The organism is Providencia sp. PROV_01 (assembly GCF_053098325.1).
The window spans coordinates 3,698,825-3,710,890 of record NZ_JBRFKD010000002.1 but is presented as its reverse complement, the minus strand read 5'-3'; the positions used below and the strand labels follow the sequence as shown (position 1 = coordinate 3,710,890).

11 protein-coding genes are annotated in these 12,066 nt (G+C 39.0%); 2 read left to right on the top strand and 9 right to left on the bottom strand.

Annotation, left to right across the window (positions count from 1 at the left end; all coding sequences use genetic code 11):
* Positions 1-387: 387 nt before the first annotated feature.
* The 8 genes from ACU696_RS18035 to nrdH form a co-directional block, all read right to left on the bottom strand.
* The gene (locus ACU696_RS18035) at positions 388-1,587 is read right to left on the bottom strand and encodes an MFS transporter (protein ID WP_209101132.1); all 1,200 of its coding nucleotides are present in this window, start codon (positions 1,585-1,587) and stop codon (positions 388-390) included.
* Between the two features lie 130 nt (positions 1,588-1,717).
* Positions 1,718-2,713 carry a glycine betaine/L-proline ABC transporter substrate-binding protein ProX gene (proX, locus tag ACU696_RS18030; protein ID WP_109913278.1) on the bottom strand — a complete coding sequence of 332 codons (996 nt, stop codon included), beginning with the start codon at positions 2,711-2,713 and terminating at the stop codon, positions 1,718-1,720.
* Between the two features lie 101 nt (positions 2,714-2,814).
* A complete protein-coding gene (gene proW, locus ACU696_RS18025) occupies positions 2,815-3,990 on the bottom strand; it encodes a glycine betaine/L-proline ABC transporter permease ProW (RefSeq protein WP_109913279.1) in 1,176 nt (391 codons plus the stop codon).
* Positions 3,983-5,182, bottom strand: coding sequence for a glycine betaine/L-proline ABC transporter ATP-binding protein ProV (gene proV, locus ACU696_RS18020; RefSeq protein WP_004908883.1), 1,200 nt, complete (start codon positions 5,180-5,182; stop codon positions 3,983-3,985). Before proV ends, proW begins: the two co-directional genes overlap by 8 nt.
* Positions 5,183-5,910: 728 nt before the next feature.
* Positions 5,911-6,882, bottom strand: a complete 972-nt coding sequence (gene nrdF, locus ACU696_RS18015) for a class 1b ribonucleoside-diphosphate reductase subunit beta (protein WP_004908884.1) — start codon at positions 6,880-6,882, stop codon at positions 5,911-5,913.
* Positions 6,883-6,894: 12 nt separating this feature from the next.
* Positions 6,895-9,027, bottom strand: coding sequence for a class 1b ribonucleoside-diphosphate reductase subunit alpha (gene nrdE, locus ACU696_RS18010; RefSeq protein WP_117162201.1), 2,133 nt, complete (start codon positions 9,025-9,027; stop codon positions 6,895-6,897).
* Between the two features lie 11 nt (positions 9,028-9,038).
* A complete protein-coding gene (gene nrdI, locus ACU696_RS18005) occupies positions 9,039-9,452 on the bottom strand; it encodes a class Ib ribonucleoside-diphosphate reductase assembly flavoprotein NrdI (protein WP_209101135.1) in 414 nt (137 codons plus the stop codon).
* A gap of 8 nt (positions 9,453-9,460) precedes the next feature.
* Positions 9,461-9,688, bottom strand: coding sequence for a glutaredoxin-like protein NrdH (nrdH, locus tag ACU696_RS18000; protein ID WP_109913212.1), 228 nt, complete (start codon positions 9,686-9,688; stop codon positions 9,461-9,463).
* A gap of 288 nt (positions 9,689-9,976) precedes the next feature.
* Here nrdH and ACU696_RS17995 point away from each other — a divergent pair, with 288 nt between their 5' ends.
* Both ACU696_RS17995 and cspE read left to right on the top strand, forming a co-directional pair.
* Entirely contained in the window at positions 9,977-10,435 is a 459-nt protein-coding gene (locus ACU696_RS17995; protein WP_004908893.1) for a methylated-DNA--[protein]-cysteine S-methyltransferase, read from the top strand.
* A gap of 216 nt (positions 10,436-10,651) precedes the next feature.
* Entirely contained in the window at positions 10,652-10,861 is a 210-nt protein-coding gene (gene cspE, locus ACU696_RS17990) for a transcription antiterminator/RNA stability regulator CspE (protein WP_004257099.1), read from the top strand.
* 133 nt (positions 10,862-10,994) lie between these two features.
* Here the strand turns inward: cspE and lipA are convergent, their stop codons facing one another.
* Positions 10,995-11,960 (bottom strand): lipoyl synthase, encoded by a 966-nt coding sequence (lipA, locus tag ACU696_RS17985; RefSeq protein ID WP_004908904.1) that lies wholly within the window; start codon positions 11,958-11,960, stop codon positions 10,995-10,997.
* Positions 11,961-12,066: the final 106 nt, after the last annotated feature.

The following is a 12,066-nucleotide window of genomic DNA, read 5'->3' as shown; positions in this document are numbered from 1 at the left end:
CACATGACATTAACTCAATACCATTTTTTTTGTTACCCAATAATTACAAGTTAGATAGATATTTTCAATGTGTAGGTGTAATTACTTATTTTTGTATAATTAAAACATTATTTGATGAAACAGTAATTTAATTTATTAACAGGAATACTACCTTTTTATCGAGTCATTGTATTTGTTTAACTGTGTCATTCACTAATATTTACTTTGTTTACTATTACAGTTGATAACTATCAGTTCTGTGATGGGCTGTTTATTTATTCAATATTCAACGTATTGGATGGATAAAATTGAACCGTATATTTTTAATGCATTATAACTTTTTATATATTGATGTGTGGGCTCGTTAATTTTTATCTAAAAACGTATTGATATCGGTATGAGTCATATTTAGTCATCAGTTGTGGTGATGACGGGATCAAAGCGAATCCCTATAGACCAAATAATTAAACTTATGGTGGTCAAGATTGCACCTGCAACCGCAACACCCTCCCAACCCGCATGTTCATAGGCATAACCTGAAAGGAGAGACCCTAGAGCGCCTCCAATAAAATAACTGGTCATATAGCCAGCGGTTAGGCGGTTACGAGCTTCTGGTAATATACGATATAACGTACTCTGACTAGTGACATGGACGGCTTGCACTGCAAGGTCTAACACTAATACACCAATGATAAATGCAACGAGGGAATATTTAGCTAAGCCGATAGGTATCCAGGACAATAGCAATAATACCAATCCAATAGTCGTAATGCGCTTTCCTTTTCCTTTATCGACAAGATGCCCTGCTTGGGAAGCCATAAGTGCACCTGCAGCACCGGCTAAGCCAAATAAACCAATAGTCCCTTCGGAATAATTGAATGGCGGGCTGGCTAACAAGAAAGCCATTGCGGTCCAAAGTAAACCAAAATTAGCAAATGATAGTGCACCGAGAGAAGCGCGTACCGCGAGCACTGGAGTGCCGAAAAATAGCCGGCCAATAGAGCAAATCAGCTGAAAGTAGTTTAAGTTAGTTTTTTGATGATAACGTGGAAGTTTAATGGCTAGAACAATCATTAATAGCATCAATAGCGCAAAGGCCACCCAATAGATAGCACGCCAGCCACCGACCATAGCAACAGCACCCGATACAGTTCTCGCAAGTAAAATACCTAGCAATAAACCACTCATAATCATTCCTACCGCTTTGCCTCGTTTATGTGGCTTAGCAATAGATGCCGCGAGAGGGATCAGAACTTGTGCAACAACAGAAAATAGCCCTGTAAGGGCGGTACCTAAAAGGATTTGCCAAATATTATTTGAAAGCGCTGTAATTAATAACCCTAATGCAGAAAGAAAGGTCATGGTTAAAATTAAGCGTTTACGCTCAAATAAGTCGCCCAAAGGGACTAAAAATAGTAAACCTGCGGCATAACCGAGTTGGGCGGCGGTGACAATAAACCCAGCCATATTGGTTGTTAAATTAAACTGCCCCGCAATGGTCTCTAAAAGCGGTTGAGCATAGTAATTACTGGCAACGACAAGGCCAGTGGCAATGGCCATTAAAATAGTGAGGCCCGTTGTCAGCTCTGCAGTTTGGGTCTGTTTCATGAGGATTACCTATTATTAGCTAGGTGACTACTATAAACAAAATTTATTACCTTGGTTTATTTCTTTTTGTCATTGATGCAAAAAAGCCACCGGTTAGGGTGGCTGAGGTTATTAATCGGTTTGTTTATTTTTACTTAGCGGCTGCTTGCGCTTCCTTTACCCAACCATCAAAAGTGGATTGATGGGCTTTGATCCACGCATTTGTGTGGCGTTGAATATCCGATTGTGAGGCTTCACCATTATGCATTCTTAAGTTCTGTGCATTGATATCGGCAATAGGTAGCTTCATCACTTCAAATAATTTTGCTGCTGCTGGGTTATCCGCAGCCCATTTTTTATTGGCGACGATATGCATGGTATTTGGTGGGAAACCATAATTTTTTCCGTTAGGTAATGTGGTGTCTGTTTTTTCACCATTTGGCATTGAAGAGAATGGCACTTCTAACCAAACTACATCACGACCCGGCTTGAGGACATCACTTATCCAATAAGGCGTCCACGTATAATATAAAATAGGCTTACCTTCTTTATATCGGGTAATGGTGTCAGCCATCATCGCCGCATAGTTACCTTGGTTATGGTCGACCGTTTTTTCTAGGTCATAGGCTTTTAAATGGTTATTGATGGCCGCTTCACAGCCCCAACCTGGGTTGCATCCCGTTAAATCCGCTTTACCATTGCCATTTGAATCAAAGAGCTTGGCAATTTTAGGATCTTTGAGTTGTTCAACATTGGTAATATTGTATTTTTCAGCCGTTTTTTTGTCGATGAGGTAGCCTTGAGCCGCATTAACAACATAATTCCCTTGACGATAGAATACATTATCGCCGCCAGCAGCGTCATATTGTGCGTTATGTAAAGGAACCCAGCTGGTGGCTAGGTAAGTCGCATCGCCGTTCGCAATGGATGCGTAAGCTACGTTATAGTCGACTTCTTTGATAGGCTGAACATCATAGCCAAGTTCTTCAAGGGCTTTCGCCACAATCAGTGTTTGGAATGTTTCTTCACTGATCGTGCTTTGCACTGGGTTAATTTTGATTCCTTTACCCGGCAGGTCGTTAGCACCGGCAAATGGAACGGCAAACATGGCTGTTAGTGCAGATGCAAGAATGATTTTATGTTTCATTATATTGTTCCCTCTGTTTTTTCCAGCGAGCTTGGCTTTCATGCTAAGTGCCAAGTTAGGTGCCATATGAATGGCACTCAGGTGAATGGAGGATGTTTTGATTAATGGTTTTTTTTACAAAATGGGCGCATAACTAACCCAATAGGCCCTTTTTGGTACCAGCGGCATGATGTTTTGCCACGAGTATCTTGCCCTAAAGATTGGGTAAAACGGTCTAAGATGATAGCTAGAATAACAATACCGACCCCTCCGACAGATGCGAGCCCCATATCAAGTCGACCAATACCCCGTAAGACCATTTGGCCTAAGCCCCCAACAGCAATCATTGAAGCGATAACGACCATTGACAGTGCTAACATCAAGGTTTGGTTGACCCCAGCCATAATGGTTGGCATCGCTAATGGTAATTGCACTTTAAACAACATTTGGCGAGGGCTTGCACCAAATGATTCAGCGGCTTCAATTAAATCAGCTGGAACTTGTTTGATCCCTAAAATGGTCAAACGAATGATGGGCGGTAAAGCAAATATAATAGTGACGACAACACCAGGTACATTACCGATACCAAATAACATAACAATCGGGACTAAATAGACGAATGCTGGTGTGGTTTGCATCGCATCAAGTAATGGACGAATAACTTTAGCGGCTCTATCACTACGTGCCAGCCAAATACCCAGAGGCAATCCTATGACAATACAAAACAGCAAAGAAGTGAGAACCAGAGACAGAGTCACCATGGCTTCTGACCAAGCACCAATTGCTCCGATGGCTATCATCGAAACAAATGTGGCCACCCCCATCGCGCGTCCTGCTAATTGCCAAGCGAGTAATGCGAAAATGATAATGGCAACAGGGGACGGTAGTGAGGTGAGAAATTGTTCAAACCCACTTAGAATAAAATCAATGGGGGCACGAATCCCTTGGAATACAGGACGAAAGTTAAGTACTACCCAATCGATAGCATGCGCAACCCATGAATCAAGAGGGATCAGTGTGTGCTGGAAGGGATCCATAATATTAAACTGATCGGGGATGATGCTATCTGTTGGAGTGGCATCAAGCCAATCACTTGAACTGGTGTCAGCAGGTGTGGTTGTGTCTGATGCATTTCCCCAAGGATCATCCCCAGCGGTATTTGTTTCGCTAGAGCTTGTTGCTGCCCATGGGTCATCCGCCGGTATATTCTCAGTACCTTGTGTTGGCGTATTCGTGGCTTCAGTATCCGCCCACGGGTCTTGTTGGGTATTCGTTGCTTCTTGATTCTGCTTACTCATTTGGTGTCTCCTTATCCAGCGCCTGTAACAGCATTCCTTTTGAAATTACGCCCAAATAGCGGTTTTTTTCGTTAATAACCGGAACAGCACAAGGGGCTTGTGCCACGGTAGAAATAACTTCATTTAAGGATGTATCACCTTGAATTGGCTCGATATCAGTTAATATTGCAGCTTCAATACCAGCTTTTTCATGGAGTGCTTTTTCTAAGGATTCAACAGAAACCACACCGGCAAAGGTATGTCCTCGAGAAATTAAATAACCGTGATAGCGGTCTTCATCGTTGAGGACTTTTAGCGCTGAACGAGGGCCAAAACCCGGTGCGATATGCAATAGTGCATTAGGCCGTCTGCGTGCAATGTCCTTAGCACTGAATACTTGGCTGATATCTACACCGCGGAAGAAGGTCTTAACATAGTCATTTGCTGGATTATTGAGAATTTCATCAGGTGTGCCGACTTGAACGACAACGCCTCCTTGCATAATGGCAATACGGTCGCCAATTCTCATAGCTTCATCAAGATCATGAGAAATAAAGACAATCGTGCGTTGTTTATCCCCTTGTAAGGATAGCAATTCATCTTGCATTTCAGTACGAATGAGTGGGTCGAGAGCGGAGAACGCTTCGTCCATTAACAGAATATCAGGGTCATTAGCTAGCGCTCTGGCTAACCCGATACGTTGACGCATCCCACCAGAGAGCTCATCTGGGTATGAATTAGCCCATTTTTCAAGATTAACTTGCTCAAGCGCACTCATGGCTTTTTTATGGCGTTCTTCTTTTGGAATGCCAGAAAGTTCCATACCAAAAGCAGTGTTATCGATCACGTTCATATGTGGCATCAGCGCAAAGGATTGAAACACCATACTAATTTTTGTTCGCCTAACTTCGCGCAGTGCTTTGTCTGAAATATTGGAAATATCCTCTCCATCTATCATGACTTGCCCGCTGGTCGGTTCGATCAGGCGATTGAGGAGGCGCACCAAGGTCGATTTTCCTGAGCCAGAAAGTCCCATGACAACAAAGATTTCGCCTTCTTCAATCGTCAGATTAACATCTTGAACACCTACGGTAAGGCCTGTTTTTTCAAAGATATCATCTTTATTCATACCTGACTCTAATAGCTTAAATGCTTGATCAGGATTGTCCCCAAATATTTTATATAAATTTTTAACTTGTAATTTTATTGCCATATATTATTTACCCAATTTTCAATCAACAAGGAAGACAAATTACCTATATTGAAAGTGATGAATTCTATAGTGATAGTTAACATTATGTTTCCTATCTATGATTATCCTTTGAAAATTATTAGGGCAGAGATTCCTATATTCGGTTTAATGGGTTAGTTAATTATGGATTAAATTCAAATTTCTCCATTTGAGTTATTAGTAAAATTTGCAAGCAATAAACCCTAGCATAATAAAATCAGCTGACAACCCTAGGTTAAGTATAATTAATCAAAAATAATAGAGATGAAATATGATGCGATTAATGTAAATAAAAACGATGTTAAGTTATATGATGATAGCTTTTATAGTTTCTATATTAAAGTTAACTTACTGTTGGGATTGAATTTAATTGAAAATAATTCACACTAATTTAATCAATATGCGAGTTGCCGATTTTATTCGATTTTTATGTGGAATAAATGCTTGGTTGATAGATGAAAAAATAGAAATTAATATCAAATTCATTAAATAAATTTATGTAAAATAAGGTGATAATTGATTGAATTAAAAATAATTGCCAGATTAACTCATTAAAAATGAGCAATTAAACAGATATACATATAAAAAACGAATTAATTCGGCTGTTTTTTGAGCGAAAAAATACCATGACAAATAAAATTATTATAATTCATCATGGTATGGATTTGGTTGTGAGTGATTCTTATTGATAAATTAAATTAACAGTTCAATTAGAAGTTCCAGTCATCATCTTCGGTACTGACTGCTTTACCAATAATATAAGATGAACCGGAGCCCGAAAAGAAATCATGATTTTCATTTGCATCAGGAGATAAAGCCGATAATATCGCTGCACTTACATCGGTGACGGTATCAGGAAATAAGGCTTCATAACCTAAATTCATTAATGCTTTATTGGCATTGTAATGAAGGAATTTTTTGACATCTTCCGACCAACCTACTGTGTCATAAAGTTCTTGTGTATATTTCACTTCATTTTCATATAAATCGAATAATAATGAAAAAGCAAAATCCTTAATTTCTTTCTGAGTATTTTCATCATATTGGGATAATGACTTTTGAAATTTATAGCCAATATAATAGCCGTGTATGGCTTCATCTCGAATAATTAAACGTATAAGATCTGCGGTATTGGTTAACTTTCCTCTACTTGACCAATACATTGGTAAATAGAAACCCGAATAAAACAAAAATGATTCTAAAAAGACACTTGCGATCTTTTTCTTTAAAGGGTGTGAATCACAATAGTAAGATAGGATGATCTTAGCTTTATTCTGTAATGCAATATTTTCTTCACTCCAGCGGTATGCATCATCAACATCAATCGTTGAACAGAGAGTTGAAAATATTGAGCTATAAGAGCGCGCATGTACTGCTTCCATAAAGCTAATGTTCGATAAAACGGCTTCTTCGTGAGGTGTTTGTGCATCTGGCATTAAGCAAGGCGCACCCACTGTATTTTGAATCGTATCTAGCAGGGTAAGGCCAGTAAATACACGTATTGTTAGCTGTTTTTCTGCAGCAGTTAAAGTATTCCAAGAAGGAATATCATTAGATAATGGCACTTTTTCGGGAAGCCAAAAATTACTTGTTAATCGGTTCCATACTTCTAAGTCTTTATCATCCTGAATACGGTTCCAGTTAATGGCTTTTACTGGTGTGCTAGATGTGCTGGTGGTCATAATATTTTCCTATTACAAAGTGCAAGATACGCAGCCTTCGACTTCAGTTCCTTCGAGGGCAGTTTGGCGTAATCGGATGTAATACAATGTCTTGATTCCTTTTCGCCAAGCATATATTTGCGCTCGGTTAATATCTCGCGTGGTGGCATCATCTTTAAAAAATAGAGTCAAAGATAAACCTTGGTCAACGTGCTGAGTTGCCATGGCATAAGTATCAATAATTTTTTCAGGCCCGATTTGGTAAGCATCTTGGTAATATTCCAAGTTCTCATTCGTCATGAAAGGCGCAGGGTAGTAGACACGACCAATCTTACCTTCTTTACGAATTTCAATTCGTGAAACAATGGGGTGAATGCTTGATGTTGAATTATTGATATAAGAGATAGACCCTGTCGGAGGTATCGCTTGCAAGTTTTGGTTATAAATTCCATAGGTAATAACAGACTGTTTTAAGGCTTGCCAGTCTTCACGAGTTGGAATTTCGATACCCGAACGTCGGAATAATTCCTGAACGGCTTGTGTTTTTGGCAGCCAAATATTGTTGATATATTTATCAAAATAATCACCAGACGCATAAGTTGAATGTTCAAAACCAACAAATGCAGTTTTTCTTTCAATAGCTAATTGATTGGATGTTTTTAATGCGTAATAGGTGACGGCATAAAAATAGATATTGGTGAAATCGAGCGCTTCTTCTGAACCATAATAGATATGTTCTCTTGCCAAGTAGCCATGTAAATTCATTTGCCCTAACCCAATCGCATGTGATTGTCGGTTACCTTCGGCAATGGAAGGGACAGAACGAATGTTACTCATATCTGAAACCGCACTCAGTGCTCTAACGGCAGCCGCTATTGATTGAGCGAAATTCGGTGAATCCATCGTTTTAGCAATATTCATGGAGCCTAAATTACAGCTAATATCTTTACCAATTTGTTGATAGCTTAAATCGTCTTCATAAACACTAGGGCGATTAACCTGCAGTATTTCTGAGCACAGATTGCTCATATTAATGCGCCCTGCGATAGGGTTGGCTCGATTCGCGGTATCTTCAAATAAAATATACGGATATCCTGATTCAAACTGGATTTCAGCTAAAGTTTGGAAAAATTCCCGAGCATTAATTTTGTATTTTTTTATCGCTTTGTTATTGACCATTTCATGGTATTTGTCTGTCACACTGATTTCAGACATAGGGACACCATAGGTGCGTTCAACATCATATGGTGAAAACAAATACATGTCCTGGTTATCTTTCGCTAGCTGGAAAGTGATATCAGGAATAACTACCCCTAAAGACAGTGTTTTAATCCGTATTTTTTCATCTGCATTTTCACGCTTCGTATCAAGAAAACGCATGATATCAGGGTGGTGAGCGTGCAAATAAACGGCACCGGCACCTTGCCTTGCGCCTAATTGGTTGGCATAAGAAAAAGCATCTTCTAACATTTTCATAACAGGAACAACGCCAGAAGATTGATTTTCAATTAGTTTTATTGGGGCACCTTGCTCTCGTAAATTGGTCATTAAAAAGGCAACACCGCCCCCGCGTTTGGATAACTGCAAAGCAGAATTGACTGAGCGACCAATGGATTCCATGTTGTCTTCAATTCTTAAAAGAAAACAAGAGATTAACTCACCACGTTGTTTTTTACCGCAGTTAAGGAAGGTGGGAGTTGCAGGTTGAAAACGACCTGTAATAATTTCATCGACATACAACTTAGCAAGGGATTCATCCCCTTGAGCAAGGGTTAAAGCAACCATACAGACGCGATCTTCATAGCGTTCGAGGTAGCGTTCACCATCAAAGGTTTTCAGCGTATAGCTAGTATAATATTTAAAGGCACCGAGAAACGTTTGAAAACGAAATTTGTGTGCGTATGCCTGTTTAAACAGTGCTTTGATAAATTCAAAGTTATATTGTTCTAATACACTGTTTTCGTAATAGTTTTCTTGTACTAAAAAGTCTAACTTTTCTTTTAAATCATGGAAAAATACGGTGTTTTGGTTCACATGCTGTCGAAAATAGTGATGAGCCGCTTCTTTGTCTTTATCAAATTGAATACGGCCTTCGTTATCATATAAATTCAACATCGCATTGAGCGCATGATAATCCACATCTGATATATTTTGCATTTTATCCATTTGGAATAACTCTAGTTGTTTGTACGTTGCCAAAACGTTTTTAGGCCTCGTTGAACGGATTGAACATCTTTATCAGTACCAAGAAGTTCAAACCGATATAGGTAGGGAATATGGCATTTTTGCGCGATGATATTTCCAGCTATTGCATAGGCCTCACCAAAATTGGTATTACCCGCAGCAATAACACCACGGATAAATGCGCGATTGGCTTCAATATTAAGAAATTGAATCACTTCTTTTGGAACAGCCCCTTTTGTACCGCCACCACCATAGGTTGGTAGTAATAAAACATAAGGTCTTGTCGCAATTAGGCTACTTTCGTGGTTGCCAATAGGTAACCGTGTTGCAGGGATACCGAGCTTTTCAATAAAGCGATGGCAATTTTCTGAGCGACTTGAAAAATAGATGAGTGATTCCGTTTCCATGACATCACCTAAGCGGCTAATAGGCTAATCATGTCAGGTCGAAAACCGGCCCAATGTTTGTCACCTGCAATAACAACAGGGACTTGTTGATAACCTAATTTTTTTACGAGTTCAAGGGCTTGGTTATCTTCAGTAAGGTCAATAATTTGGTAGGAAATAGATTTGCGATCTAAGGCTTGATAAGTAGCATTACACTGAACGCAGTTAGGTTTACTATAAATGGTAATCTCAGTCATGTTATTTACCTTTTGAATGTTTATTCGCATTAAAAATAAGGCATGTGATACATGAATACTATATATGGATTTTAAATTTATCAACCATACAATATGTAGTGAATATGAAATATTGAATGATAATCATTCTAATTGTTGGCTAGGTGGTTATTAACATTGAAAATAAAAAAATATCGTATTAGATGATTCAGATAGACACTCTAAGAAAAAAGATCATTGCAAAGTGGAAATAATTTACTCTATAACTGTATATACAATCAGGTAATTGAGTCCTTTTGAGGAGATACTATGTACCATCAATATTTAGCGACACCGGATAAATTTCCTAAACCGTGGGTCCATATTACGGCTGATGACAACGGAATAACGAGCCTTTATTTTGTTGATGAAAAAACAGAAAAAGAAACGAAGAATGAGCATTCGAAGCTTTGTGTGAAAGAACTAAAGGAATATTTTAATCACAAAAGAACCGTTTTTACGGTGGCATTAAATCCACAAGGTACAGAATTTCAGAAAAAAGTCTGGAAACATCTTTGTGGGATACCTTATGGGGAACGCTGGAGCTATAAAGATTTGGCTTTAAAGTTAGGCTCAGCTAATTATTGTCGCGCAGTCGGCATGGCAAACTCACGTAATCCAATCTCATTAATTGTTCCTTGTCATCGTGTACTTGGACATGATGGGAAATTAGTGGGGTATACAGGGGGCTTAGATATCAAAGACTGGCTACTTTTACATGAGAAGTAAAAACTAAATAATTAGCTATAGATAATACTATTGGTTGTGATAATTGCTATTGATAAGAATTATTGTCGAAATCAGAACCTGTTCTATCGATAAATAATATTTTTTTATCTTTTTAGTCCATTTTCGTGATCTAGGTTGTAGACAAGTAACTGAGAAATCTGATGTACTGAGCTTGATACAGATGGTGTGTCTATTTTATTTTAAAGGTAATATTTGATGTCTAAAGTTAAAGGTAACGTTAAGTGGTTCAACGAATCTAAAGGTTTTGGTTTTATCACTCCAGAAGATGGTAGCAAAGATGTATTTGTTCACTTTTCTGCGATTATGGGCGATGGTTTCAAAACCTTAGCTGAAGGCCAAAAAGTGGAATTTGAAATTACTGAAGGTGCTAAAGGCCCATCTGCTGCTAACGTTATTCCTCTGTAATTTTTATAATTAAGATTAAAACGAACAGCTGAAAACTCGCGCTAGTTATCTAGGGCGAGTTTTTTTATCTATTGCAATAAAAAATGCCTGATGAAAATCAGGCATTTTTTGTTTATACGTAAAATAGTGGAGGCTATTTAACTTCCTCACCTTTAGCTTGTAAATCAGCATGGTAAGAAGAGCGAACGAATGGGCCGCAAGCTGCGTGAGTGAAGCCCATTGCCATGGCTTCTTCTTTCATCTCATCGAACTCCGCAGGGCTGACATAGCGTTTGACGGGTAAGTGATGACGGCTTGGTTGTAAGTATTGGCCTAGTGTAAGCATCGTTACGCCATGGCGACGTAAGTCGCGCATAACCTCGATAATTTCTTCATTGGTTTCACCAAGACCAACCATTAACCCTGATTTAGTTGGGATATCGGGATGGGCTTCTTTAAATTTTTCGAGCAATTTTAAAGACCATTCATAATTAGCACCAGGGCGAACTTGACGGTAAACACGTGGTACATTTTCAAGGTTATGGTTAAACACATCAGGTGGTGTTGCGGTTAAAATTTCTAATGCGCGATCCATACGGCCACGGAAATCAGGAACTAGTGTTTCAATTTTAATCGATGGGCTTTTTTCACGAATAGCGCTAATGCAATCAGCAAAGTGCTGTGCTCCGCCATCACGTAGATCATCTCGGTCAACTGACGTAATAACGACATAGCGTAATGCCATATCTTTAATGGTTTGCGCTAATTTTTCAGGCTCGTTGGCATCCGGTGCATTTGGACGACCATGAGCAACATCACAGAATGGGCAGCGGCGGGTACAGATAGCGCCTAAAATCATAAAGGTCGCAGTACCATGGTTAAAGCACTCAGAGAGATTAGGGCATGAAGCTTCTTCACAAACAGAATGCAGCCCATTTTTGCGCATGGCTGCTTTAATGCCTTGAATACGAGTGGAGTCAGCAGGAAGCCTAATTTTCATCCAGTCAGGTTTACGTAGAATTTCTTCTCGTTCAGTCACAACGTTTTTGACAGGGATCAGCGCCATTTTGTCGGCGTCACGATATTTAATTCCGCGTTCTATCTGAATTGGTTTACTCATAATATGACGGTTCCAGTTATCTTTTATGCTGATGGATAAGTGATAATTCTAAATAAAACCAAATGAAGGCTGTTATCCATTCATTAAAATATTTTTTAAAAATGTT

Bases quoted from the DNA above. Each gene is read 5' to 3' on its own strand.
- ACU696_RS18035 (WP_209101132.1), bottom strand. From the start codon at position 1,587: ATGAAACAGACCCAAACTGCAGAGCTGACAACGGGCCTCACTATTTTA.
- proX (WP_109913278.1), bottom strand. From the start codon at position 2,713: ATGAAACATAAAATCATTCTTGCATCTGCACTAACAGCCATGTTTGCC.
- proW (WP_109913279.1), bottom strand. From the start codon at position 3,990: ATGAGTAAGCAGAATCAAGAAGCAACGAATACCCAACAAGACCCGTGG.
- proV (WP_004908883.1), bottom strand. From the start codon at position 5,182: ATGGCAATAAAATTACAAGTTAAAAATTTATATAAAATATTTGGGGAC.
- nrdF (WP_004908884.1), bottom strand. From the start codon at position 6,882: ATGACCACCAGCACATCTAGCACACCAGTAAAAGCCATTAACTGGAAC.
- nrdE (WP_117162201.1), bottom strand. From the start codon at position 9,027: ATGGATAAAATGCAAAATATATCAGATGTGGATTATCATGCGCTCAAT.
- nrdI (WP_209101135.1), bottom strand. From the start codon at position 9,452: ATGGAAACGGAATCACTCATCTATTTTTCAAGTCGCTCAGAAAATTGC.
- nrdH (WP_109913212.1), bottom strand. From the start codon at position 9,688: ATGACTGAGATTACCATTTATAGTAAACCTAACTGCGTTCAGTGTAAT.
- ACU696_RS17995 (WP_004908893.1), top strand. From the start codon at position 9,977: ATGTACCATCAATATTTAGCGACACCGGATAAATTTCCTAAACCGTGG.
- cspE (WP_004257099.1), top strand. From the start codon at position 10,652: ATGTCTAAAGTTAAAGGTAACGTTAAGTGGTTCAACGAATCTAAAGGT.
- lipA (WP_004908904.1), bottom strand. From the start codon at position 11,960: ATGAGTAAACCAATTCAGATAGAACGCGGAATTAAATATCGTGACGCC.